29 protein-coding genes are annotated in these 25,693 nt (G+C 33.8%); 21 read left to right on the forward strand and 8 right to left on the reverse strand.

What is annotated here, in order from left to right:
• Positions 1–16: 16 nt before the first annotated feature.
• A complete protein-coding gene (locus tag NBE98_RS01660) occupies positions 17–1,216 on the reverse strand; it encodes a class I SAM-dependent methyltransferase (protein WP_250811717.1) in 1,200 nt (399 codons plus the stop codon).
• A 187-nt stretch (positions 1,217–1,403) separates the two neighbouring features.
• Between NBE98_RS01660 and NBE98_RS01665 the strand changes: the two genes are divergently transcribed.
• On the forward strand, positions 1,404–2,522 hold the full coding sequence (locus NBE98_RS01665; protein WP_250817429.1) for an MFS transporter: 1,119 nt from the start codon (positions 1,404–1,406) through the stop codon (positions 2,520–2,522).
• A gap of 28 nt (positions 2,523–2,550) precedes the next feature.
• Complete coding sequence (locus tag NBE98_RS01670; RefSeq protein WP_250811725.1) at positions 2,551–3,495, forward strand: GNAT family N-acetyltransferase; 945 nt, start codon at positions 2,551–2,553, stop codon at positions 3,493–3,495.
• 565 nt (positions 3,496–4,060) lie between these two features.
• On the opposite strand, the gene NBE98_RS01675 is transcribed toward NBE98_RS01670, so the two are convergent.
• The 3 genes from NBE98_RS01675 to NBE98_RS01685 form a co-directional block, all read right to left on the reverse strand.
• Positions 4,061–5,260: a nucleotidyl transferase AbiEii/AbiGii toxin family protein gene (locus NBE98_RS01675; protein WP_250811726.1), complete on the reverse strand. Its 1,200-nt coding sequence runs from the start codon at positions 5,258–5,260 to the stop codon at positions 4,061–4,063.
• A gap of 16 nt (positions 5,261–5,276) precedes the next feature.
• Complete coding sequence (locus NBE98_RS01680) at positions 5,277–6,224, reverse strand: magnesium transporter CorA family protein (RefSeq protein ID WP_250811728.1); 948 nt, start codon at positions 6,222–6,224, stop codon at positions 5,277–5,279.
• A gap of 195 nt (positions 6,225–6,419) precedes the next feature.
• Positions 6,420–7,583 carry a zinc-binding metallopeptidase family protein gene (locus tag NBE98_RS01685; RefSeq protein WP_250811730.1) on the reverse strand — a complete coding sequence of 388 codons (1,164 nt, stop codon included), beginning with the start codon at positions 7,581–7,583 and terminating at the stop codon, positions 6,420–6,422.
• Between the two features lie 329 nt (positions 7,584–7,912).
• Here NBE98_RS01685 and NBE98_RS01690 point away from each other — a divergent pair, with 329 nt between their 5' ends.
• From NBE98_RS01690 to tmk, 3 genes are read left to right on the forward strand one after another with little or no spacing between them, the layout of a single operon-like run.
• Complete coding sequence (locus NBE98_RS01690; protein WP_250811735.1) at positions 7,913–8,125, forward strand: sigma factor G inhibitor Gin; 213 nt, start codon at positions 7,913–7,915, stop codon at positions 8,123–8,125.
• A complete protein-coding gene (locus NBE98_RS01695) occupies positions 8,104–9,516 on the forward strand; it encodes an aminotransferase class I/II-fold pyridoxal phosphate-dependent enzyme (RefSeq protein WP_250811746.1) in 1,413 nt (470 codons plus the stop codon). The genes NBE98_RS01690 and NBE98_RS01695 overlap by 22 nt, the downstream gene beginning before the upstream one ends.
• Positions 9,517–9,529: 13 nt before the next feature.
• Complete coding sequence (gene tmk, locus NBE98_RS01700) at positions 9,530–10,150, forward strand: dTMP kinase (protein WP_250811749.1); 621 nt, start codon at positions 9,530–9,532, stop codon at positions 10,148–10,150.
• Positions 10,151–10,198: 48 nt separating this feature from the next.
• On the opposite strand, the gene NBE98_RS01705 is transcribed toward tmk, so the two are convergent.
• Positions 10,199–10,393 (reverse strand): alpha/beta-type small acid-soluble spore protein, encoded by a 195-nt coding sequence (locus tag NBE98_RS01705; protein ID WP_250811752.1) that lies wholly within the window; start codon positions 10,391–10,393, stop codon positions 10,199–10,201.
• 177 nt (positions 10,394–10,570) lie between these two features.
• On the reverse strand, positions 10,571–10,816 hold the full coding sequence (locus tag NBE98_RS01710; protein WP_250811759.1) for a hypothetical protein: 246 nt from the start codon (positions 10,814–10,816) through the stop codon (positions 10,571–10,573).
• Between the two features lie 195 nt (positions 10,817–11,011).
• Between NBE98_RS01710 and NBE98_RS01715 the strand changes: the two genes are divergently transcribed.
• From NBE98_RS01715 to NBE98_RS01750, 8 genes are all read left to right on the forward strand, one after another.
• The gene (locus NBE98_RS01715; RefSeq protein WP_250811761.1) at positions 11,012–11,239 is read left to right on the forward strand and encodes a DUF1858 domain-containing protein; all 228 of its coding nucleotides are present in this window, start codon (positions 11,012–11,014) and stop codon (positions 11,237–11,239) included.
• Positions 11,240–11,430: 191 nt separating this feature from the next.
• The gene (gene darA / locus NBE98_RS01720; RefSeq protein ID WP_250811763.1) at positions 11,431–11,760 is read left to right on the forward strand and encodes a cyclic di-AMP receptor DarA; all 330 of its coding nucleotides are present in this window, start codon (positions 11,431–11,433) and stop codon (positions 11,758–11,760) included.
• Positions 11,761–11,826: 66 nt separating this feature from the next.
• Positions 11,827–12,774: a DNA polymerase III subunit delta' gene (locus tag NBE98_RS01725; RefSeq protein ID WP_250811764.1), complete on the forward strand. Its 948-nt coding sequence runs from the start codon at positions 11,827–11,829 to the stop codon at positions 12,772–12,774.
• A 26-nt stretch (positions 12,775–12,800) separates the two neighbouring features.
• The gene (locus NBE98_RS01730) at positions 12,801–13,712 is read left to right on the forward strand and encodes a PSP1 domain-containing protein (protein WP_250811769.1); all 912 of its coding nucleotides are present in this window, start codon (positions 12,801–12,803) and stop codon (positions 13,710–13,712) included.
• Between the two features lie 24 nt (positions 13,713–13,736).
• Positions 13,737–13,940 carry a cation transporter gene (locus NBE98_RS01735; protein ID WP_250811770.1) on the forward strand — a complete coding sequence of 68 codons (204 nt, stop codon included), beginning with the start codon at positions 13,737–13,739 and terminating at the stop codon, positions 13,938–13,940.
• A gap of 78 nt (positions 13,941–14,018) precedes the next feature.
• Complete coding sequence (fdxA, locus tag NBE98_RS01740) at positions 14,019–14,189, forward strand: 4Fe-4S ferredoxin (protein WP_250811771.1); 171 nt, start codon at positions 14,019–14,021, stop codon at positions 14,187–14,189.
• Positions 14,190–14,301: 112 nt separating this feature from the next.
• On the forward strand, positions 14,302–14,979 hold the full coding sequence (locus tag NBE98_RS01745; RefSeq protein ID WP_250811772.1) for a DUF4867 family protein: 678 nt from the start codon (positions 14,302–14,304) through the stop codon (positions 14,977–14,979).
• A 133-nt stretch (positions 14,980–15,112) separates the two neighbouring features.
• Positions 15,113–15,592, forward strand: a complete 480-nt coding sequence (locus tag NBE98_RS01750) for a PTS sugar transporter subunit IIA (protein ID WP_250811773.1) — start codon at positions 15,113–15,115, stop codon at positions 15,590–15,592.
• Between the two features lie 33 nt (positions 15,593–15,625).
• Here the strand turns inward: NBE98_RS01750 and NBE98_RS01755 are convergent, their stop codons facing one another.
• Positions 15,626–16,285 (reverse strand): hypothetical protein, encoded by a 660-nt coding sequence (locus NBE98_RS01755; RefSeq protein ID WP_250811774.1) that lies wholly within the window; start codon positions 16,283–16,285, stop codon positions 15,626–15,628.
• A gap of 247 nt (positions 16,286–16,532) precedes the next feature.
• On the opposite strand from NBE98_RS01755, the gene NBE98_RS01760 reads away from it, so the two are divergent.
• The 4 genes from NBE98_RS01760 (at position 16,533) to NBE98_RS01775 (ending at position 18,990) form a co-directional block, all read left to right on the forward strand.
• On the forward strand, positions 16,533–17,333 hold the full coding sequence (locus NBE98_RS01760; protein WP_250817431.1) for a flagellar motor protein: 801 nt from the start codon (positions 16,533–16,535) through the stop codon (positions 17,331–17,333).
• The gene (locus NBE98_RS01765; RefSeq protein ID WP_250811776.1) at positions 17,330–18,088 is read left to right on the forward strand and encodes an OmpA/MotB family protein; all 759 of its coding nucleotides are present in this window, start codon (positions 17,330–17,332) and stop codon (positions 18,086–18,088) included. The genes NBE98_RS01760 and NBE98_RS01765 overlap by 4 nt, the downstream gene beginning before the upstream one ends.
• Positions 18,089–18,150: 62 nt before the next feature.
• Positions 18,151–18,378, forward strand: a complete 228-nt coding sequence (locus NBE98_RS01770) for a hypothetical protein (RefSeq protein WP_250811779.1) — start codon at positions 18,151–18,153, stop codon at positions 18,376–18,378.
• A 219-nt stretch (positions 18,379–18,597) separates the two neighbouring features.
• Positions 18,598–18,990: a bacteriohemerythrin gene (locus tag NBE98_RS01775; protein WP_250811781.1), complete on the forward strand. Its 393-nt coding sequence runs from the start codon at positions 18,598–18,600 to the stop codon at positions 18,988–18,990.
• Positions 18,991–19,140: 150 nt separating this feature from the next.
• Here NBE98_RS01775 and NBE98_RS01780 read toward each other — a convergent pair whose 3' ends face one another.
• Entirely contained in the window at positions 19,141–20,508 is a 1,368-nt protein-coding gene (locus NBE98_RS01780; protein WP_250811785.1) for a glycoside hydrolase family protein, read from the reverse strand.
• A gap of 252 nt (positions 20,509–20,760) precedes the next feature.
• Between NBE98_RS01780 and NBE98_RS01785 the strand changes: the two genes are divergently transcribed.
• From NBE98_RS01785 to NBE98_RS01800, 4 genes are all read left to right on the forward strand, one after another.
• Positions 20,761–22,152, forward strand: coding sequence for a PTS transporter subunit EIIC (locus NBE98_RS01785; protein WP_250811787.1), 1,392 nt, complete (start codon positions 20,761–20,763; stop codon positions 22,150–22,152).
• Between the two features lie 166 nt (positions 22,153–22,318).
• The gene (locus tag NBE98_RS01790) at positions 22,319–24,181 is read left to right on the forward strand and encodes a class I mannose-6-phosphate isomerase (RefSeq protein WP_250811789.1); all 1,863 of its coding nucleotides are present in this window, start codon (positions 22,319–22,321) and stop codon (positions 24,179–24,181) included.
• 13 nt (positions 24,182–24,194) lie between these two features.
• Positions 24,195–24,764 (forward strand): glucose-6-phosphate isomerase family protein, encoded by a 570-nt coding sequence (locus NBE98_RS01795; RefSeq protein WP_250811791.1) that lies wholly within the window; start codon positions 24,195–24,197, stop codon positions 24,762–24,764.
• A complete protein-coding gene (locus NBE98_RS01800) occupies positions 24,746–25,687 on the forward strand; it encodes a class I mannose-6-phosphate isomerase (RefSeq protein ID WP_250811794.1) in 942 nt (313 codons plus the stop codon). Before NBE98_RS01795 ends, NBE98_RS01800 begins: the two co-directional genes overlap by 19 nt.
• Positions 25,688–25,693: the final 6 nt, after the last annotated feature.

Consider the following 25,693-nt stretch of genomic DNA (forward strand, 5'->3'; position numbering starts at 1 on the left):
ACCCCCATAATTTTGATTAATATCTATTCAAATAAGCATATAAAGCAGGATACACATTAAGGCTGCTCATAAGCTTCATATATTCATCCATAGCTTTGTCATTTTCTTCTTTTGTTTTAATAGCCCTTATCATAAGGTTTTTAGGTGTCTCAAGAGGTGAAATATACTCAACTACAGAAACTTCATAGCCTTTAGCTTCCAGCAATAATGATCTCATGCCATCGGTCAATATGTCAGCCATTCTAGCTTTGAAAATTCCATGCTTAAGTATTCCCTTAAAAGGCTCATAATTATAGCTGTTTAACAATTCTCTGTGGCAGCAAGGAACAGCTATTATAACATCGGAATTAACCCTTATCCCAAGAGCCAGAGCCATATCTGTAGCAGTATCACAGGCGTGAAGAGATATAACAACATGTATCTTCTTGTCTGGTACATAATCATTTATATCTAGTGCATGAAACTCCATATTTCTATAACCAAGATTTTTAGCCATTTTTTTAGAAGCTTCTATAACACCTTCGGAATAATCAAGCCCAATGAAATGACATTTCTTCTTTTTAACTTCTGTGAGATAGTAATTAAGAACAAAGGTTAAGTAGGATTTCCCACAGCCGCAGTCTAAGATATTGATAGTTTCATTTTTAGGAAGTTTATCGAGGATTCCTTCCAAAAGTTCTACATAGTGGTCAATTTGATTGTACTTTCTAATCTTATCATTCTTAATTTTGCCTTCCTTAGACATAATGCCTATTTCCTTAAGAAGAGCATCAGCCTTGCCAACCTTTATATAGTAATCCCTATTTAGCAGTGTAGAGGTTTCTCCAAGGCTGTGAACGGCTTTAGAAGTAGTGTTTGTTGAAATGCTTACTTCTTCCTCTACATCTTTAACTTCAGTATTAGTCATCTTTACATTCTTATTATCCGCAGAAATTAATATGTCAGTTCCACGTTCTTTATATATTAAAGATAATGTTTCATAGCTTTGAGCATCATCAGCAATTTTTTCAAATAAGCTAGCTATATCATAGGTTTGAGTTCTACCGTTAAAGTTATATTTTATCTTGTCTTCATCAAGGCTGCCTACTCCCCTAAACTCTTTTAAGCCTGTAGTGAAGGTTACATATATTCCTTTAAAGATTAAATTGTTTTCTGTAAATCTGTTTTGCAAGCCCATTAGAAATAATGTCAATTTGCTTATGTTTTGCTTGTTCATTTTTACACTTCCTTTATTCATATGTGTATGTTTATATAAGAATAATATAAACAAATCTATTTATCAATATCAATATTTTTTAATGGTCGTATATGGTATAATGTATGGTGGTTAGGAGAGATGCATAATGGAAAACAGCATTAAAAACAAGAGTCACATACTGCCCATAATATTTATTTTTATGATGATGATTTTAAATGCGGCGGCTGAAAATGTTAGAGGTATATTCATACCTATGTTTAAAAGCGATTTTTCAGTCAATGATACAGAGATAGGACTTATGCTCACAGTATCATCTATGGGCTATTTAATATTTACATATATAGGCGGAATCCTTTGCGAGAAAATAGGACAAAAGAAGGTATTTATATCAGGCTTTATAGCTATAATAATTTCTTTAAGCGGCTTATGGGCTACAAAAAGCTATATTATACTGTTGTCTTGCATGTTTATTATGAATATTGGCTTGGCACTTATTTCTATAGCAATAAACACTATAATACCAGTACTGTTCATTAGCTTTCAGGCTGTCCTTATGAACCTAACTCATTTTTGCTATGGGTTGGGATCCACAGTAGTTCAAAGATTATCCGGGGTGCTTTTATTTAATGGGGTAGCCTGGAGAACAATATACTTAGGAGAAGCAATTTTATTTTTATTAGTGCTTTTATTTTTTCTGCCGATTAAAATACCTAACACCCATAAAAGCAAGGCTAATAATGGTGAGCAGACTAAAAATTCTCATTTGCTTAAAAATAAGCTAGTCTATTTTTATATGCTCGGATTAGGCTTTTATGTTTTTGCAGAGATGGGAACTGCAAGTTGGTTTGTTAACTTTATAGAGAAAACTTATGCTTATGATAAGAGCAGGAGTTCCTTCTACTTAGCGTTATTTTTTGGACTTTTAACTGTTGGAAGACTTATAGGAGGCTTTATAGCAGAAAAGGTTGGATATCTTAAGCTGGTTTTAATATCTCTTTCAGCAGCTGCATTATTATTTGCAATAGGAATCAGCATAGGTGAAAGTGGGTTAGTTATAATTTCTATCTCTGGTTTATTCTTTGCCGTTACCTTTCCTACAGTTGTTGTAACGATAAGCAAGGTTTTTAAAGATCACGGGGCGTATGCAACAGGAATAATTGTTACAGCAAGCTCGACTTTTAATATGGTTTTAAACATGGTTATGGGATACTTAAATGATACTATCGGAGTTTATAATTCCTTTTATCTAATTCCATTAGGGCTAGCTGTGTCATTTTTCTTCATCTTTGCTATATACAAAAATGTGAGCAGTACAACTAGATAGGTGAATTGAAATGTTAGGGGGCACTTCTATGGATAAAAATCAAAATATAAGTATGATACCTGTTAATGGGAATGATAGGGAGTATATTATAAGAGACTCAGCTGGAATTACTATGGGAAGGTTTTATATAGTAGAACTTTCAAAGGAAAACAGGTACTGTAGCTTTAGAGTTAAGTTTTATAGGCATGAAGGGGAAGACTATAAGCTTTTAAAAGCAGCATTGAAATTGATTTTAAACACTCTTTTTAGAAATATGAATATGTTAAAGGTTAGTACCATAACTAATGAAGATATAAATACAAGAGCTTTTACAGAGCTTGGTTATCAACTTGAAGGTACTATATCCAACAGCATAATTGTTAATAATCATCTCAAGCATGAGTTTATATTTGGGTTAGATAAGGATACTTATGAAACTGGAACAATAAAAAGAAACGTTGTGCTAAGGGGCAAAAGAATTGAACTTAGACTTCTAACGCCTGAAAATGCAAAGGATCTTTTAGACTACTATAAAAGAAATAGGGAACACTTAAGAGCCTATGAACCTATGAGGGATGAAAATTTTTATACTTTAGAGGTTCAGAAAAGAGACTTAACCGAAAATTATAGACAGTTTTTGAATGGTGCTGTAGTAAATCTGGGTATATTTAAAGAAGATAAATTTATAGGAAAGATAAGAATATCCAATGTAATTATGGGAGTATTTAAAAATGCTTTTGTAGGGTATTCAATGGATAAGGATGAACAAGGCAAAGGATATATGAAGGAAGCCCTAAAGCTTGTTTTAGAATATTCCTTTGAGGATTTGGAGCTCCATAGAATTGAGGCAACTACATTAGTGGACAATGTTAAGTCACAAGCTGTGCTTTCGGCTTGTGGTTTTGAAGAGATAGGAATAAGTAAGGAATATTTGTATATCAACGGTAAATGGCGAGATCATAAAATATTTTATAAGGTTAATAGAAATAGGTAAATTTAAGGTATAGCTTGAAGATTTAAAGCTATACTTTTTTTATTAAATATAAGTTTACTAGAGTATATAACCACATACTCACCCTGGTGTGTCTGTATGTGGTATTTAGAATAAATAGGAGATATTTAGAGAAAAAACGATTTAATCAATTATAGCGGTTAAATACTGTGTATTATGGGCGAATATATGTGATATTATATAACACGTTGCCAGAACAAACGGTAGCAATCACTTAGAAAAATAAATTATCAACAAAAAAGTTGTTGACAATGACAAAACTAAGTGATAAACTATAAAAGCTGTCAGATGACGGCGAACAAATTGGTCTTTGAAAATTAAACAGAGAATATAAAGGTAAATGACCAGCAATTCTTTTGAAGNAAAACGCTAAGTTTATCACTTAGCGTTTTTTTATTTATAGTAGGTTTCTGTTAGTGGTAAAATTAATGTGACAGGTAAGAAAAGACACATTGTAGATGACCCCAATAAACAATATATAATTAAATAATAAAGCACTGAGATTTTCTCAGTGCTTATTTTTATAACTAAACTTTATTTTTAAGTGCTAATAGCCTAATCGAATATCACAGTAAGTTAGTATATAATCAAGATACATCAATCTTAGTGGATTACCAGTTGCGTCAACGTTCAAAGATGGTTCCTTTTCAAGGATTCTTCTTTTTAGTTCAGCTTTGTATTTGCGTCTTTCTTTTTTAAATAATGTAATATAATATTCATATTCAGATAATATAACATCGATTCCAATAAGCCGTGAGTAATCTTTTGACAGTATATAGTTCCCAAGTGAATAAATCCATACATATAAATGTAGAGAAAGTATACTCCATAAATCTGCAGAAAGTATTGAGCGAGTTTCACCAGGAAGAGTCTGCTGGCTAAACCATGCAAGGTTAAGAAGAATTCGGTTATATTCTGTACTCATATTTGTTAATGAAAGATAAAAGATAGAACTAAGCAAATCCTTAAAAAAATCCTCGGTGGTAACATTGTGAGCATTTTTAACTTCAATTTCATGTTGAATACTTTCTTTAAGCCTCTCTGCAATGATTTTAAAGCTTTCAATATCATCAACAACCTTTAGGAGGCAGGATAAATCATAAATATTTTTATAAAGTGCATCTAATTTATTGGCCTCAAGTCCTAGTGTATGGGTAGCTAGAGTAAGTAGTTTATCACTGGTTGTTGAATATTTGTCTATACATATAGGATTATATTTTAGTTTTAAGCCAATAGTTTCAGCAGATTTCAAGGTAACTGCATGAAGAGCTTTTGTGTCAAGAAATAAGAAATCTAGCTTCATTCCAGGGTACCTTTGGCGCATTTTAGTTTGATAAACAAAGGGCACATCATATATAAAGGTCATCATGGGGATAGTCCTACCATCTCTCCTAATAGATTTGGGTATGTATTCCTCATAGCTTGTATAAAATTTTGCTTTAATATAGGATTCTCTAATATCCTTCATAACATCAAATAAATCTCTTCTTGAAAGATCCGTAGCACAGTCAATATCATTAGAAAGTCTTTGGAGATTAACTGGTAGATGAATCTGGGCGGAGGCCCCGCCCTTTAAAACAACTCTATCCCCGCAGCGTTTTTGAATTTGAGAATGAAGCTCGTATATCCAAATATGAGATTCAAGATTATCTTTGTAGATAATATCTTTTTCCTTGGCATAAGACTTTATATGATGTTTAGTGAAATAATCAAACGGGTGAGTAAATATGGAGGCTTTTCGTCCCAAGCCTTTCACCACCTTGTTAGAATAAGTCTTTTCTTTTTAATACTATAATAGCTACAACTGAAGCAGCTACTATTGTCGCTAGTATATACCAAAACCCATAAGGAGTTGCAGCTTCATTCCAAGGCACAAGTACATTCATACCAAACAGACCACTTATCATGGTAGGTATAGCCATAACTATTGTTGTAGATGCTAAAAATTTCATAACTATATTCAAGTTATTTGAAATAATCGAAGCAAAAGCATCCATTGTTCCACTTAAAATGTTGCTGTATATATTAGCCATCTCAATTGCTTGTTTATTTTCTATAATAACATCCTCAAGCACATCTGTATCTTCGGGATACTTTTGCATTATTTCCAGCTTAAGCATTTTTTCGAGTGTAATTTCATTAGACTTTAATGAGGTTGAAAAATATACTAGAGATTTTTCAAGAGATAATAGCTGAATAAGTTCTTTGTTTTTCATTGACTTATGCAATCTTCTCTCAATCATTAAACTCTTTTTGTCTATCTGTCTTAAATATAGAAGATAGTAGGTTGATATTTTATATAGGATTTGAAGAATGAATCTTGAACGTTTAAAGGTAAAGAACGACTTAACTTTACTTTCAATAAAATCTGAAAGTATTTTGCTATTTTTTAAGCATACCGTTATTATTTCTTTTTCTGTATGTATGATTGCTAATGGATATGTATCATAGGTCAAGGAATTTTCCTCCATTTCACTGAATGGAATATCCATAACAAAAAGCAGGTTACTTCCTTCAATATCAATACGTGAAGTTTCTTCTTCGTCAAGGGCAGCTCTTAAAAATTCTATAGGAACTCCTGTTTTCTTGGATACAAGTAAAAGTTCTTGATCGGATGGTGCAATTATATTAATCCAACAGCCAGGTTCAACAGTATCGAGTTTTTGCAGCTGTGTGGATGATTCGTCTAAATGTTTGTAAATTGAAATCATGATATAACCCTCCAAGTGAATGAAATGAAGAATTAAAAATGAAGAACTTATAATGAGTGGAAAAAGTTCTTTGGGGCTTCAATTAATTTAAATTTAAGAAAATCCCTTACGGGATTTTCTTAAAAAACTCTTTATCCTTCATTTTATATTCTTAATTCTTATTATAAACTATTAGGGGTTATTGTCTACCCAAACTTAAGCTTCGCAAGGCTTTTCTTGGTGATTTTTAATTGTTTCGTAAAATTCCACCTTTATTTCTTGAAGAAGTTCTTCTTTTTCAATCAAATCAATAGCAGTGCTAGCAAGTGCTATAGCAGCTTTTAAGACGCTTTCCTCAGCAAATTTAGAGATTGTTGCTTTGGCAAAGGCTAAAGTACCATACTTTATAGAACTATCATCTGTAATTTTTAGGTAATGGTGAAGGCAGGGCACAAGATGACTTACAGTTCCAAGACTTAATCCAGTAAAAATATTTTTGGGTTCTACAGTATCTATTATTCCAATTTCCTTAAGGTTATGAGAGAAAATTCTTGAAAGTGCATGGTTGGGAATAAGTTCATCATACGGAAGTTCATGCATTGACATTTCACAAGCTACCTCAGTTAAATCTTCTGTAGCTTTACATAGTATTTTAATTTTCTTCTCAATTTTACAAGCTTGAATCATTTTAGGTGCTTTTATGTACAGAGATAATTCTGCTTCTTTTAAATAAAGACTGGAGGAATCACAATGTTTAATATTTATGCTATCTAGTGAGCAGTTGAGGTCAAAATTATTTTTTAAAGAGCTTAAAGCGTTAAAAGTAAAAATAGCCGCATCCAAACAAGAATGAGAGCCTTCACTTGTATATTTTATTTTGATAGGTAAAAGAGCCATTGAGGTTCCGGTTTCATAGTATTCTATGTCAGGGTGAACCATTAAAACAGAATCAATATCATTAAAGGTTCCTTGCTTTGCCATTGTAACCTTTGCCCCGCTTGCAAACTCACCTGGGCATCCTAGAACAATCACAGTGCCATTTTTAAAGTTATCTAACACCTTTGAAATAGATAAAGCTGCGCCCATGGATATTGAAGAAATTAAATTATGACCTGTAATATGACCTTCCTTTACAGCAGCATCATACTCGCAAATAAGACAAATCTTTGGATGACCGCTTCCGTATTCAGCGTAAAAGGCAGTCGGGATATCTAGGTATTTTTCAGTAACTTTAAAATTATTGTTTTTAAGCATATTGACTATGTAATTACAGGCTTTATATTCATAAAAGCTTTCTTCGGGATTTTCATAAAGATATTTTGATAGGTTAAATATATCGTCTTTTATAGTATGAAGATAGCTTATCATTTCTTGTTTCATAAAAATTCCTCCTTTTAGTCGGGATACAAAGCAACTAAAGAATATTTGCTTCTGTTTGCTAAAATATACTTAAGGTTTTAATATCAATCGTGTGATAAAACAAACCATATATAGTAGTGTTTCCAAATACTGAATTATATATTTGAACAAAATTTAAATATTTGAGTGGACAAAATAAATATCAGAGGATAGGTGAATAAAATATATCATATGAGGCAAGAATCAAGGTAAACGTAGTGATTATAAATCAATACAACCTTGTAAATAATGCATAAGGCATGGCAATTAGCAATCATCATGGATTTATTAGTAATGCGTAGGGGGATAATATGAAAAGACATACATGTATTATATGTAGAAAGCCTCTAAATAGTGGTATAATAGTGAACGGTAAAAGAATTTGTAAATCCTGCGAGGAAAGATTGATAAATGCAGAGATAGGTACAGATTTCTATGAATATTATAAGAACTGTATTAAAAAAACTATAGTTTATACAGAACTTAAGGGAGAGGATAGTCGGTGTCAAAACTACCACTTGTAGAAGGTCTGCTTAGATATGCAGAGGAAGGTAATGTTTCGTTTACAATGCCTGGACATAAGAATGGAGCAGGCTTCTTAAGCACAAGAGAGGGCCGAAAGCTATATGAAAACTTATTTAAAATTGACATAACGGAGGTAGATGGGGTAGATAATCTTCATCACCCTGAGGGTATTATTAGAGAAGCACAACAACTACTAAGCAAGTTTTATGAAAGCAGAAAGTCATATTTTTTAGTAAACGGAAGTACAAGCGGGAACCTTGCTATGATCTTTTCGAGCTTTAATGAAGGCGATAAAATAATAGTAGAAAGAAACTGCCATAGAAGTATTTTTAATGGAATAATAATGCGAAAACTAAAGCCTATATATATAAAGAATAAAATAAGTAAAAGATATAATGCTCCCATATCCATAGATATGGAGCATTTTTCATGCTTGCTTGAACAGCATAAAGATGCTAAAGGAATTATTGTAACGTATCCAAACTATTATGGAATATGTAGTGACTTAAAAACTATTATTTCTTGTGCCAGAAAATATAACATGATGGTCCTTGTAGATTCAGCACATGGAGCTCACTTCGGAGTAAATGAAAAATTACCAGAAAGTGCAGTTAAGCTTGGCGCTGATATGGTAGTAATGAGTTCTCATAAAACTCTTTCGAGTTTTACCCAAACTGCTTATCTTCATGTCGGAGATAATGCTGATATAGAGAAAGTAGATTTTTATGTGAGCAGCTTTTTAAGTACAAGTCCCTCTTATATGCTTATGGCTTCTATGGATTACGCTAGATACTATTTGGAGGAATATGGAGTACAAGCTTATGAAGATTTAATTGAAAGAGCAAACAAATACAGATATAAATTTAGAGAATTTGATTTTCTTAAGGTGTTGGAAAGTGATAAGAGTAGTTATTTTAATATAGACCTAAGTCGATTCGTTATTAACGTTAAAGAGGGCCTCAGTGGATATAAGCTTCTAGATTATCTAAAGAGCAGAGGAATTCAGTGTGAGATGAGCGATGGTTCAAATGTAGTACTTATATTTTCTACGTTTAATAGTGAAAAGGACTTTGAGAAGCTTTATAATGCTATTAAAGAATGCAATTTGGAAACATTAAGGGAAGAAGGTATTTCTTTAATGGAGACATATATACCAGAAACAAAACTACTACCTTTTGAAGTGATTGAAAGAAAGAAGGTGCGGGTAAGCTTAGAAGAAGCTTGTGGAAGAATTTGCGCCTCTTCTGTAGTTCCTTATCCACCAGGAGTTCCTATTTTAAATTTGGGAGAAATTATAGATAATACATCTCTTAATATGATAAAATACTATTTGGATTACGGAGTTACTGTACTTGGGATAGAAAACAGAAAAATAACAGTGGTGGAATGAAAGGAATACTATGATGAAGAAAGGATTACTTATAACCTTCGAAGGTCCTGACGGCTCAGGAAAGACTACTCAGATATCTCTTCTTAGGCAATATTTATCAAGTAAAGGGTTAGAAGTTATATATACAAGGGAACCAGGCGGAACAAATATAAGCGAGAAAATTAGAGATATTATATTAGATAATAAGAATAGCGAAATGTCTGATATGTGTGAGGCCCTTTTATATGCTTCCTCAAGAGCTCAGCTAGTACATGAAGTTATAAAGCCTGCCCTTTTAGACGGGAAGATTGTAGTTATGGATAGGTTTGTCGAATCTTCCATTGTTTACCAAGGCATAGGAAGAAACCTTGGTGTAGATAAAATAAGAAGTATAAATGAGGCTGCAACAGAAGGCCTTAAACCAGATATAACCTTTATGCTGACAATACCTTTTGAAGAAGGTCTTGAAAGGAAATCAAAACAAAAGGTGTTAGATAGACTTGAAAATGGCGGAGATGATTTTCATAGAAGAGTTTATGATGGGTACATGAGTTTGTTGGATTCAGCTGACTTTATTAAGGTAGTTGACGCTAATAGAGCAGTGGAGAATATACATAAAGATATTGTGAATATAATTGAAGAAATGCTTAAATAATAAATCCCCTGTAGACAGGTTAACTGTCTACAGGGGCGTTTTTATTTATTATAAATTCTTTTCGTAAGCTTCAACCATTTTCTTAACCATTTGGCCGCCTATTGACCCAGCTTCTCTAGAAGTAAGATCTCCATTATAGCCTTCTTTTAGGTTAACGCCTACTTCCTTAGCGCTTTCCATTTTAAATCTGTTTAGTCCTTCCTTTGCTTCTGGTACTAATACTCTGTTACTTCTGCTTGCCATAATAAAATCCTCCTTTGTTGTTAATTAATTTTGTTTTTGTATTAGTATTATGTGCGAATTATTTTCAATTAAACTATAAAATCAATGGTACAAAATCAATAAATTCCCACAAAAAATAAAGACTTTGCTTAGCATTATAAGTGCCAAGCAAAGCCAAGTGTTTTTAATAATTAATCATTAGCAGCATTCAGATTTGCATGGATTACAGCAACTTAGGTAGAATAGAGCTATAATAAAGAGTATTCCGTTATCAACTGATTCGAAACCACCCTTTCCATAGCCGCCTTTTCCAAACAAATTTCCTCCATTAAATTGCAAAAGTATTAGTATAAGGATAATTAGTGTTGGAAGGCTTGGTGTTCTGGAACCACCAAATAATCCGCCTAAATTATTTTGTTCACATTTATAGTGCTTTCTGCTCATAAGCACACCTCCTCATATTATATAGGTTTAATCAAGATTTCATCCTTAGCATCTTAATTCCAATATATTCACTATAGAGATATTTGTGATTTATTATAAAAAATAAAATAATATAATTATCAAGTATTAAGACTATAAGTATGTCTTTTATAAGAGAATAAAGTATAAATACTTACATGTTACAAGGAGAATATTATGGAGAAAGTAATTGATCTTAACAAAAGCTTGTTAGAGCTTACAAAAGAGTATCCTGATATTATTGAAATAATGAAAGAATTAGGATTTAATCAAATTGTAATGCCAGGCATGTTAAATACTGTAGGAAGATTTATGACTATAACAAAAGGAGCCGCAAGCAAGGGAATTGATATTGATACTGTCAAGATGACTTTTAAGGCTAAAGGGTTTAAGATAAAAGAATAAATTGAACTAATATAAAGAGTATTTATAAATATAATGAAATATTTACAATATTTCTCTTGCAAATATTTAGAAATAGTTGTAAATTAAATATAATCATAACGAAAATCAACAGGGGAGAATATAATATAAATACAAGGAGTATAACAATTATTTATTGTTATGTGCTTGTAGGAACACAAGGAGGTATTGCCATGAAACTTATAATAGCTATAGTGCAAGACGATGACGCAGGTGAACTTATTGACGTATTAAATGATGAGGGATTCAGAGTTACAAAGCTTGCTACCACCGGTGGATTTTTAAAGGCAGGAAATACAACGCTAATGATAGGTGTTGAGGTAGAAAAGGTTGATAAAGTTTTAGGTGTCATTGAAGAGGTATGTAAGACTAGAGATCAAGTCGTTACTTCACCTTCTCCAGTAGCAGGTTCTACAGGAGTATATGTACCTTACCCAATAGAAGTTGAAGTAGGTGGCGCAACAGTATTTGTTGTAGATGTAGATAAATTTATTAAAATATGATAAGTTATTATTAAACCGACTACATGAATTGTAGTCGGTTTAATTTAGTTAAGGTGGGCGATAGTTTTGAATTTTGATAGAATAATTGGTCATGATAATATAAAAAAACAGATAGAAGCCTCGATAGAATCTGGTAAATTTGCACACGCTCATCTTATTATAGGCGAAGATGGTATTGGAAAAAGTCTTCTAGCTAGGGGTATAGGACTAAAACTGCTTGGAAAAACTGTAGATAGAGAATATGCAGATTTAATAGAGTTTAGGGTGCCAGATAATAAACAGACAATTGGAATAAAATATGTGGTAGAAGAAATAATAGATGAAATAAATAAGAAGCCTTATGAAGGAGATAGAAAGGTTATTATAATTTATGATGCGCATAAAATGACTACTGATGCGCAAAATGCCTTTCTTAAAACTATAGAAGAACCACCAAAGGGCGTCTTTATTCTACTTCTTTGTGAAAAACTGGAGTCTATTCTTGAGACTATAAGGTCAAGGTGCCAAATTCATAAACTTCAAAGGCTTAACATGAATGAGCTTCAGCAATTTTTAAATATCAAATATGCTCATCTAAACTCAAAAGAAGTTAAGACTATAACTTCTTTTAGCGATGGAATACCTGGAAGAGCTGAAAGGTTTATTGAGGATGATACCTTTAAGGAGATTAGAGATACTGCCATAGGTGTTCTCTTAGATATAGGAACTAAGAGTCCAAGAGAGTTCTTGAAGTATGAACTTTTTTTTACAAAGCATAAAAACAATTGGCAAGAAGTTCTAACATGGCTTTTATCGTACATAAGAGATGTCTTAGTATATAAGGAAACAGGTATTGAAGAGCTTATAGTCAATATAGATAAAGCTAATAAGATAAAAGATATTTCTTCCTTGTTTTCTTTTAATAGATTAAATGATATTATAGAGATAGTAAATGAAACTAGGCAGAGGTTGGAACGAAATGTTAATCCATCACTGACCTTCAGCAATATGCTTTTAAAATTTTTAGATACATAGAATTGGTTGTTCTTACAGGAGGCACTATGATAAACGTTGCAGGTATCCGCTTTAAAAAAGCAGGAAAGATATATTATTTTGACCCAGGTAATTTAGCAATAAATAAAGGTGACAATGTTATTGTTGAGACAGCTAGAGGTGTAGAATTTGGCGAGTGTGTTACAGGTATTAAGAGTATCAGTGAAGAGGATGTAGTATCTCCTCTTAAAAGCGTTATACGAAAGGCTACTGAGCAGGATGAAAATCAACATAAAGAAAACAAAATAAAAGAAAAGGAAGCTTTTAATGTATGCCTTGAAAAGATACAAGAGCATAACCTTGTTATGAAGCTTATAGATGTGGAATATACCTTTGACAACAATAAGGTTATATTTTATTTTACAGCAGATGGAAGAGTTGATTTCAGAGAACTTGTAAAGGATTTAGCTACAATTTTCAGAACTAGAATTGAGCTTAGGCAAATTGGCGTTCGTGATGAATCAAAAATGGTTGGTGGTCTTGGTCCTTGTGGCAGACCTCTTTGCTGTTCAAGTTTTTTAGGAGATTTCGTGCCTGTTTCTATCAAGATGGCGAAGGAACAAAATTTATCCTTAAATCCGACTAAGATTTCAGGTATATGCGGAAGGCTTATGTGCTGCTTAAATTACGAGCAGGATACTTACGAGTACACTAGAAAGAGACTTCCGAGAGTGGGTGCTATAGTAAATACACCAGACGGAAAGGGAGAAGTTGTTGCAAACAGTGTGGTTAAGGAGCTAGTCAAGGTGAAAATAAAGACTAGAGATGGAGAAGAAACCATAAGAGAATATAATATGGATGAAGTTACCTTAGTTTCTGGAGGCTATGAAGGAACTATTGATGATCAGGAAATTGAAATAGAGATTCAGGACCCTGAAATAGATGTGAAAAAAATAAAGGAATTATTTAAAGAAAACTAAGAAGTACTAGGGAGACGTAAAATTATGAAATCAGTAATCAGAATTGCTAATATGCGTACCTTAGCAGATGTTAGTACCATAAGAGAGGCTATATCTAATAATGAGGGGATTATAGCCTGCCAAATTAATAGAGAGAAGCAAGAAGTAAATGTTATTTACGACAGCTACTTCTTAAATGAAGATGACCTTATACAATGCCTAGAAGACTTAGGTTATACTACTATTTAAAAACTATTTGAAAATGTTTAGAAAAGTGGTAAAATAGTGATGGACAATCATGTCTAATATTTTAGGAGGTGTGGGATTATGGCATACAAAATTACTGATTCTTGCATCAGCTGTGGAGCATGCGCTGCTGAGTGTCCAGTTAGCTGTATAAGCGAAGGAGATAGCATATTCGTAATTGATGCAGATAGCTGTATCGACTGTGGAAATTGTGCTAATGTTTGCCCAGTAGGAGCACCTGTTGCAGAATAATATTATATAAAAAGACTGCTTTATAGCAGTCTTTTTATTTTGAACAGAATTAAAAGATAAAGACTTGAAGATAATAAAATATATATTTCGTTATTAGGTGAGGTGGGTGTCTATGACCTTAAATCAGCTAAGGAGAATTAATAAGAATATAAAGATTAAAGGCATAACTAATAAGTCTTTTGTGAAATATGGAAGAATAGTTACCGGATATGATTTTACTGAAATGATAAAGTATGTAGAAAAGAAAACCCCAATACCAGAAGAAGGTATATTATGTGTTAATTCAGTAAACAGTATGGAGTTACTTGATATTTCAAAGAAGATTAGCCGCACTATTTTTGGAGAAGTAGATATACAAATAGGCTATCTCAGTGGAAGGAATTCAAAGCTTAATTATTTAGAATATCATAAATCTAATCAGATTCTTATTGCTGTTACAGATTTGATAGTTTTCATTGGGAGGGTTCAGGATATAAAAGAAGAACAATATGATAGCAGTAAGGCAGAAATTTTTTTTATACCAGAGGGAGTTGCTGTTGAGCTATATAGTACAGCACTGTGTTCTGCACCATGTAAAATGGAGGAAAAAGGGTTTAAGTCTATAATTATTCAACCTAAAGGTACTGGTAGTTCGCTTAGTGAAAAAAATAATGAAGCTTCCCTACTATATTCAAAAAATAAGTGGATTATTGCTCATTCAGAAGCAGCCTGCTATATAAATAATAATAACCAACTAGGGCTAGTGGGGGAAAATATGGAGGTGCTAATTAATCATGAATCGTTGACATAAATATTATAAGGCTTTATAATATTAAAGTAACGTGTTACTGTTAAATCAGGCATGAGTTTGAAACGCTCATGCTTTTTTTGCTGTATATTGATAATTAATAATACATAACCTAGAATTATGGAGGATGATAAATATGTTTGGTTTTTTAAAGAAAAATTATAAGTTAGTTGCTCCAGTGGATGGAAAAGTAGTAGATCTTTCACAAGTCCCAGATCAAGTATTTGCAGAAAAGATGGCTGGAGACGGTGTTGCTATTGAGACCACAGGAGATACAATAGTTGCTCCTGCTGATGGTAAAGTAAGCATGATATTCAAGACTAATCATGCCTTTGGCATAACCTTAAGTAATGGAGCAGAGATATTAGTTCACATTGGCTTAGATACAGTTGCCCTTGAGGGAGCCGGATTTGAAAGAATTGCCCAGGAAGGTCAGGAAGTAAAAGCTGGAGATGTTATTATAAAGATAAATAGAGAAGAGATTACTTCAAAAGGGTATTCATTAATAACTCCTGTATTAGTAACTAATCCAGATATATTTAAAGATATAGAAGGAAACATTGGTGCTATTGTTAAAGCAGGAAATGATGAAGTTTTAACTTACAAAGCCAAATAAAATAAGGCATGCTGACAAGCATGCCTTTATATATTAAGCTATAAGTATTTTCATATTATCATTAACAATATTTTTAAAATCTATATTGGTTTTACCTAAATCTAAGTTCCACTTTTGCAAGGTAGTTTTTTTAAGTTCATTTATTATATGATTTGAAATATCCTCATATAAAGCATCTAGAAGTATGCTTTTAAACTCATTATAACTAGAGCAATGATTCAACGAAATCTGAAATCCATGTTGAGGAATTGTTATAAGTTTAGAATAATTTTCTTCCAAGATAACGTTCTTTTTTATAATATAATCTTGTCTTACTAGTCTTAATTCATTTTTAAATACTCCTACAATATCAAGCCCTTCAATTAATATATGAGCAGTATCCTCTGATGGTCTAAGCTTTACTTCAAGCTTGTGTTCATTGAAGTTATCACAAATATTAGGTTGAATTTTATTTGAGAATTTTAAAATGCTAGTTCTAAGCTCAAGATTCTTGTAAGAAATTTTTTGAACCTTTAAATCTTGTATAACTTTTTCTAATACTTTATTTGTAAGTTCGTAAGAATTATAATTGTTAGAGTTATTGCTCTGAAAAATGACTCCATTGGGTTTTGTGACTAGTATAAGATTATTTGTGTTCTTTTGACGAAGTTCATGGTTAAAAATATCAATATACCCATGACTTAAATAAATCATTTACCATACCCCCATATACTTTTATTAAAAGTAGAATTAAGTACCTGTTATCGTTTACAAACACTGAGAAATAAAAAACCTTTTAATATTATATTTTTACAAATAGAAAACAGTGCTATATTTACAGAAATGACCATAAAAGGTATAAATATATACTAATACTTAAATTATAACATTAAACCATCATATAAAGAAAGTTATTTTAAATACGATTATTATACATATATGCTAATGTACGAAGGAGGAAATAAAGTTGACTGGTATAATTGCTATAATAATAGGTTTTGCGTCTTTAGTTATTGCATTCATAGGTGAAGGTGGACATTTAGTTGCGCTTTTTAAATGGACTCCAGCAGTAATAGTTTTTGGAGGAACACTAGGTGCAGTAATGCTGTCTTTTCCTATTGAGGATTTGAAAAGAATAGGAAAGATTATGGGAGTAGCCTTTAAAGCAAAGAATAAGGATTTTGTAGAATTAATTCATTATTTTAAAGAGTTAGCATTTAAGACAAGAAAAAATGGATTGCTAAGTATTGAAGGAGAAATATCAGCAGATAGCAATATGGATCCATTTATAAAAAAAGGACTTCAGATGATTGTGGATGGTGTTGAGCCTCAAGCAGTTAGAGAAATTCTTGAATTGGAAGCAGATATGACATCGGAAAGGCATAGAGCTGGTTCAGCTATGTTCGATTCAGCTGGTGGATTTTCACCAACCTTAGGTATTATAGGTACAGTTATGGGACTTGTCCATGTTTTAGGAGGACTTGCAACCAGCAGTCAAGATCAGCTTGGTGAGAGTATTGCTGCAGCCTTCTTAGCTACTTTATATGGCGTTGGTAGTGCTAATTTAATTTTCCTTCCAGTAGGAACTAGACTCAAAAATATAGACAAGCATGAACAAGCAGAAAAGAATCTTATAATTGAAGCAATTCTTTTAATTCAGGAAGGAGTAAACCCTAATACATTATCTGAAAAGCTTAAAGGCTTTTTAAATAAACAAGAATTAGTTAGATATGAAGAAGCCGAAAAGAAGGTGGAAGCATGAGTAGAAGGAAAAAACACGAGGAAGCTCATGAGAATCATGAACGTTGGCTTCTTTCTTATGCCGATTTTATCACACTCTTAATGATATTTTTTATTATAATGTACTCTATGAGTAATTTAGATAAACAAAAGTATCAACAGGTTGCTTCTAGCCTTAATAAGGCTATGGGCGGCGGTGGAGGCGCAAATATAATAGGTGTAGATGGTAAGGTAGATATACAACAAAGTACACCTGTTGATAATGGCGTAGTAGAAACCACTGAAGAACAAAAGCTTGAACATGTTAAGGATGTTGTCGATAAATACTTAAAGGATAGTGGTCTAAGTGGGAGCGTTGAAACTAAAGTAGAGGAGAGAGGCCTTGTACTAAGTTTTAGGGATTCTTTGTTTTTTGATAGTGGAAAAGCTGATATAAAGCCAGAGCAGGCTAAAAAGCTAGTTGAAATAGGTAAGCTATTAAATCAGCCTATTATAAATGGAAGTTATATTAGAGTTGAAGGACATACAGATAATAGGCCTATAAACACTTATTTATACAAATCCAATTGGGACTTATCTGTTATCAGGGCTAGTAACGTAGCTCAAGTATTAATAAACCAATCTGGCATAAAACCTGAAAGAATATCAGCAGCAGGTTATGGTGAGTTTAGACCAAAGGCAGAAAATAATACGGAGGCTGGTAGAGCTTCTAATAGAAGAGTAGACATACTTATTATGAATTCGAAATTTAATGAAGTAGAAAACAATAAAAAATAGGTTATTATTAAGAAATCTTCAGCATATAATTTACTGCAATACGTAATATGCTGGAGGTTATTATGTCTACCTATGGAAAGCAAGAGAAGGTATGTGCTACATGTATTTACTGGAAAGGTAAAAGAGGCGTAGAGTTTGAATATATAGAAGCTAGAGATGAACAGGGGAAGTGCGGCTGTGATGACGGGTTTTGCGATATTAACACTATGGATGCCTGTAGCTGCAGTGATTGGAAGGGATTCCCTGTGGTGAAAAATCAGTACTTTTATGGAATAGGGAGTATGCAGTAAATTGCAGCTGCCTATTTTTTATTTCTATAAAGTTCATGCTAATAATTGTTATTTAGATTGCTGAAATTAAAAGAGTTTTATGATATAGTATTTTAAGAGTAATGAAAATTTGGAGATTAAGGTACGTAAGGAATAATAATCTTTATGTGCTAACAATACAAGGGGCGTAAGAATTGATAATTCTTACGTACAAAAAAGAAATGCAAGGGGGATGGATTTATGTTTAAGTGGAAGCCTGATTTTGAAACTGGAGTAGGTTTTATTGATGAACAGCATGAAAAACTTTTTGAAATTGGCAACAAAGTTTATGAACTTTTAAAAAATAATTTTGTAACAGATAAATATGATAAAATTTTAGATATCGTGCAGGAATTAAAGAACTATACTGCGTTTCATTTTGCTTCAGAGGAAGAGTACCTTTTAAAGATAGGATATAAAGGATTTCTAGCTCATAAGGTAGAGCATGATGATTTTATTAAGAAGTTTAACGATATAGACCTACGTAGAATTGATAATGGACAGGATTCGTACATAATGGATATAATGAGTTTTCTTTCAGATTGGATAAGTGAGCATATACTAGTCAAGGATCAGCATCATAGTCATAAATAATAATTAAGAAAGTGAACTTCTCCCCGTCTACCTGACGGGGAGAAGTTCATTTCAATGTTATCTATAGTTGTTTAATAAGTTTATACAATAAATAGCTGTTAGCCAAGTTCAATAAGACAAGGCTTGAGTCGCCAGTTTTGCGAATATGAATTAGATAATTGATTTAAAGATCCATAAGCAAAATGCATTTCCTATCATACTATCATTTATAACTAATGTGTTATTTTCAACCAAAGTATCAAATTTTTTTGTAGATTTTAAAAATCTAGAATTAGCATCAGTCAAACAATTATTAGTATTATCATCTACCATGAACTGCTCAACTAAGTATTTTCTATTTTCTAAATTATTGACTACTAGTTCTATCTTATCTTCCACTAGTCCAGGGTTTGAAACTAAAACACATATTTTTTCATCGTCTATAGTTGCAACAGCCTTATTTTCAAGATATTCTTCAATAATAAGCTCATGATTGCCAAGCATTTTAAACATTGTCATTGTATGGCCGCTTGGAGTTGGTATATATTCATCATCTTTGTTGAGAATGAACATGGTTCTGCCTATTTGCTGATTGGGATTGTGGAAGGTGCACCAAGGAAATATCTTTAAATTAGAGCAATGGGAACCAATTATCATGCCGGCAATTTCACCAGATGCGTTTTGAATATTAGTTGGGCGTCCTGCATCTCCAATTCCAACTCTAAGCCCATATTCAGTCATTAAGAGAGGATGTTCAGGAAGATTAAGCTCTTTAATAGTTTCCTGATGACGCATGTAAAATTCCATTATGCGATATGGGTTTGTATGATACTCATGCATAGAATAAAAGTCGATAATTCTGCCATCATCCTTGCTCAACAGTTCTAAAAACTCCTGCCAGTAATTCCAATGGGTAATCCCATGTGATAGCCCAAATCCCCCAATTTTAAGAGGTCTTTCATAATCATGTTTTTGGTTTAATCTTTTGACTGCTCTGCAAGCGCATTTATAAAGCCTGTAATATTCCTTCATATTCAAGTTCCCAAATTGAACTAGCTCAACCTCATTGCAGCATTCAATGTATGTGATGTTAGGGCATAGATTTTTATAGTATTCAACAACCTTTTCAAAAACCTCTTCATATTGCTCATAGGTAATGATACCATCAGCTGCTTCTCTTTCATATCTACGTAAATTAAGCAATACTTCATCTGCGCAGTTTGCGTGGGAAGTCAAATATTCTTGAATATGTGCATTAACTGGCGACGGAACAGTTAATGGCCAGTCATAAACATAGTGATTATCATCATCTGCATATCTGTTCACTCCAATAGGATAGTCCCAATAATAGGTGTTGGTTCTGTAATCCCAAACCTCATCTAAAGTTACAAAAAGTCGTATGATTGCAGGTCGACCAATAACTTCTTCCATAACCTTTGGGAAGGTAGCGGACGGAGTGTAGCGCAGGGTTGTATTCTGATATCTTTCAACATGAGGCCACTTTCGATAGGCATTTTTTGAATCTACGGTGATTTTCATAAATTCCCTCCTTTTGCTGGTAAACTAGATAGTTAGGTCTCTCGCACGCCCTAAGAATTACGAAATAAACATAATAAAATCTTTGACTTCATGGTTTCATCTATTAATCTCTACATTAAAGCTTTACTAAATTATACTCGATTAATTGTAATAATATGTAATTAATTTACATATAAATTATAATGTAGATGTAAATTAGTTACATTTAGCATCTGCAGTTATAATATTAATTTTATGGGGGAAGGAGAATTTATGAGTATCGACAATTCATCACTATCAAAGCAGATACTAGCAGGTTTAGGCGGAGTTGAAAACATTAGTGATTTTGAAAACTGCATGACTCGTTTGCGTGTGGTTGTCAAAGACCCAGCTAAAGTAGATAAGCAGGCTCTAGGAAAAGTAAAAGGTGTTTTGAGGGTTGTAGGATCCGAAAGCGAACCTCAAATTATTTTAGGGCCTGGAGTTGCTGAAACTGTTAGTGCAGAACTAAAGAATGTTGAAGGGTTAAAGTACTCTGAAGTTAATAATGGTGCTGTTATGCAAAAGAAGAGCGCTACAGGCGTGTTTAGTTTCTTCTCGCATGTTTTTGCCCCATTGATTCCAGTTTTCGCTGGTACAGGTCTTATATTCGGGATAATGAAATTATTTACTTTAATATTTAATATGACAAAAGTTCCAATTTTTAACCCAGCTGCGATAGCTGACGGTGGCTCAATGTTTATGGCTACAATGAATGTTCTAGCTAGCACCTTCTTCACTTATTTGAATATAGCAGTAGCAATGCAAGCGGCAAAGGTTATGGGTGGTAACCCTTACCTTGGCTTGGTAGCTGGTGGTATAGTAACTAACGTTGCAGGTCTTAATGGTGCCGCAATGGGATTCCTAGGATTGACTTTCTTAAGCGGACGTGGAGGAACCTTGGCAGCATTAGCAGCAGGTGCTCTGATTGCTGTTGTTGAAAAATGGATTAAAAAGCGTACACCAGATGCACTTAGGGTACACTTTCCGGCTCTTGTATCTGTTGTTGTAGTTGGACTCGTAACCCTATATATCTTACAACCTGTTGCTGGAGCTATTACAAGTATTATAACAAAGGCACTACTATGGCTGTTCAACAACGCTGGACCATTAGGCGGAGCTGTAATTTCAGGTTTGTTCCTGCCGCTTGTTATGACTGGTATGCATCATGGTCTTACTCCAGTACACACAACATTAATACAACAGTTAGGATATACTCCCCTTTATGCCTTCAATTCAATGGCAGGAGGCGGGCAGGTAGGAGCTGCTATAGCTCTATACTTTAAATATCGCAAGCAAAAGGCTCTTCAAAATGCTATAGTTGGCGGACTTCCTGCTGGAGTTCTTGGAATAGGTGAGCCATTGATCTTCGGTGTTACCCTTCCTCTTGGAAGAGCCTTTGTAACCGCATGCCTTGGTGCATCAGTGGGAGGATTTGTCTGCGGTCTGTTCCCAGGCATGGGTGCTATGACAATTAATGTATCAGGTATCTTAGGAATGCTTGTTAATACAAAGCCTTTGGCTTACCTATTAGCATATGCCTCAGCTATAGCTGGCGGTTTCGTCATTACATGGCTGGTTGGAGTAAAGAAAGAGAACTTGGCAACCTTTATAATCGAAGAATAATTGAATATTAGCTATTAAAAATCATGTGCCTTTGAGATATAAGGCACATGATTTTTAAAACAGAAGGAGGTTAAAGCACTAAATGGGCTTTAACGGGTGGCTTGCGAATGGGAATGAGCGTGTCATAGCCACCCAGTGTTTCCGAGTGAAAGGAGGAAAAAAAGATATGAGTTTTATGTTTAAACCCTTGGCGTATGACGACTTAAATGCAGTAAATAGAATTGAAATTTCAGATGGTGTTAAAGCTTCACTTGCAGCTGGAAATGATGAGGTTGGCAAGGCTGTTGGCAAGCGGTGCTGTGAGAAAATGAGTGATGGAGCCTATGTTTTGGCTGCAGATGGGTATGTAGGTGCTGAATTTGATGTTCTGCTAAAAGGAATAAAGGATTATTGCAGTCAGCAAAACATTCCTTATAACGCTTATAGTATGAAGGATATCTATAAAACAGAAGAAGAGATTAACGAAATAACAAAGGAAAGTTTGCCTTTAAATTATGAAGACGACCCAGTTTTATTGTTTGGAAAGTTATTTGAAGGAAGCATGGAGGATTTGCTTGATAAAGATAAGCTGTCAAGGCTCTGTGACACCTTAAAGGAAAGAGCAAAAGGAATTACAGTAGTATATGGATTGGGCAGTGCGGTTAAATGTATTCGTGAAAATTGTGATGGAGTTGCCTATATCGATGTAACACCTAAGATTGCTGCTATACGCGCTAGAGAAAAACGCTTCGTGAATATAGGAGACAAAAATCCTCGACCGTTTAATCTGTTAATGAGAAGAAACTATTATGTTGATTTTGAAGTGGTATTAAAGCTGCGTGGTGAATTGCTTAAAGAAGAAAAAATCGATTTCTACATTTTAGGAAGCGATGATAATAAATATATGATGTTGAGCGGAAAGAGTCTTGAGGAAGTACTGGAGACATTGGTGCACTATCCCTTCAGAGCAAAACCGGTATACCTTGAAGGTATTTGGGGTGGTGAATATATAAGAAAAATCAGGCAGATACCAAAAGAGATTTCTCCAAATATCGCCTGGATATTTGAGTTTATTCCAATGGAAGTCAGCATTGTTGCTCTTATAGATGGAGCCTATTTAGATATTCCTTTCTATACCTTTGTTCAGAGAAAGGGCTTATCCATGATGGGAAAGAAATGTATAGGAGAGTTCGAGGGCTACTTTCCTATACGCTTTAACTATGATGATACTTGGCACAGCGATGGAAACATGTCAGTTCAAGTTCATCCTGACGAAGACTTTGTAAAAGAAAATTACAACGAGTTTGGACGCCAGGATGAAGCTTATTATGTGATAGCAACAGGGTATGGAGCAAAGACTTACTGCGGATTTAAAGGTGATGGAAGAGAGTTTATTGAGCTGGCTAAAAAGTCTGAAAAGGATCAAAGAGATGTAGATTATAAAAAGTATATCAATTCCGTAGATTCAGTTCCAGGCCGTCAGATTATGATTCCTGCAGGTACAATTCATGCTTCAGGACAAAATCAGTTTATACTGGAACTGGGCAGTCTGACTATAGGTTCTTATACTTACAAGGTTTATGATTATAACCGCAAGGATAAATTCGGTGCATTAAGACCTATCCATACAAAGAACGCTGAGCAGGTGCTGCGTTTTGAGAGAGACAGTGAATGGATAAATAAAAACATTGCTATAGAACCGGTTTTACTTGAAGAAACCGCAGAGTATAAGGAATACATCGTAGGCAAAACGGATCTTATGTACTATCAAACAAACCGTGTAGAGCTAAAAACCCATGGAACCTATGAAGGCCATAATAATGGACAATTTACAGTTCTGACTTTGGTAGATGGAGAGGAAATAGAAGTGTATTCAAAGAGTAATCCTAAATTCCGCTTCACCCAAAGGTACCTTGACGTTGTAACCATTCCAGCAACAATTGAGGATTATATAATAGAGGCTAAAGGCTATCAGCCAGTGGTAATTCACAAGACATTCTTGCGTGAAAATTATACACGCTATAAGAATCCGGACTATAAAAATCTATAGGGAGGGCTATATAATGGATTTTGTTAGAGAACCAAAAGGCATTCAAGAGTTCTTAGGAGAATGCAAGCTTACAGGACAAAATGTTGTAGATCGCCAAAAGAAGGTTAGAGAATGTGTTAATGTATATAAAAATAATGATGCCATATATGAGCATGGGGAGGACTTGGCATACTGGGTGAGCAATCAGAATTTTAATAGACAAAACTATGTTAAGGGAAATCTTCAATGGGGGATAACGTATATAAACCCTTTTACTGTTGATGGTGAATGTGCTATGACCAGCGGCCATTACCATGGAGATACAGACTGCGACGAATATTATTATGGTCTTAAGGGAGAGGGATTTCTGCTATTCTGGGATGGCAAGGATGACTTTTACGCAGAGAAAATCTTTCCAGGCTCCCTTCATTATATAAATGGGCACTATGCACATAGAATTATTAACTCAGGAGATGAGTTTTTAGCTGTAGCAGCCTGCAGTCTTCCTTCCAGCAAGCAAGATCATAAATCCATAGAAGTTTACGGTTTTCCTTATAGGTGCTATAAGAGAAACGGTGAAATTCAATGGGAAAAACAGAGGTAGTTATGAAGGCAATTAGATTAAAACCAGTTTATGTAAAAAGCATATGGGCAGGAAACAAGCTGCAAAGAATTAGAAATCTACCTAAGGAAGGCATTGGTATTTCCAGAGAAATTTGTGCCTACAAGAATTCTGAAAATATCATAGCTGAAGGTGAATATACTGGAAAAAGCATTAAAGAATTAATTGATAATAACCATAAAGAGCTTATGGGGGATGATCCAAACGACCAGTTAATCCGTGTGGCTTATATAGATGCAATAGAAGACTTGTCAATTCAGGTGCATCCAAAGGAAGAAGAAGCTAAGAAAGTGCAAGATTACGAAAAATCTGAGTCCTGGTATATTCTAGAGGCAGAGGAAGGTGCTTATATTACAGCCGGAACAGCTATAGATAATAAAAAACTTCTAAGACAGGCTGCAGAAAATGGAACACTGGAGAAATATATAAATAGGATTTCTGTAAAAGAAGGGGACTTTGTCTTAATACCTGCGGGAATGCTTCATGCCTGTGGAAAAAATATGCTTGTTATCGAAATTGGCAGCTTTGGGGGAGTTACCTATCGCATTTATGATTATGGAAGGCCGAGACCACTGGATTTAGATAAAAGCTTCTTAATTCTTGATCCAACCCTTCAGTGCAGCATTAGACATTTTCCACTTCCTTCAGTTCCGAATAATACTTTGAAAATGGGAGTGGAACATGAACTTTTCCATGTAGAGGTAATAGATATTTCTGGGGAAATAGAAATAAAGTCAGATGAGCATTATTATGTGTTAACCTGTGTTAAAGGGAATTGCAGTGTTGAGTGTGAAGGCGAGAGTCATTCATTATCATATACAGAAACTCTGCTGATTCCAGCCAGTTCAGCGGACGTTAAAATAAAGGGTTACTGCCGGGTGCTTAAAAGCTATTATCCTCGTTAGATAAAT

The organism is Clostridium swellfunianum (assembly GCF_023656515.1).
Taxonomy (GTDB): Bacteria; Bacillota; Clostridia; order Clostridiales; family Clostridiaceae; genus Clostridium_AT; species Clostridium_AT swellfunianum.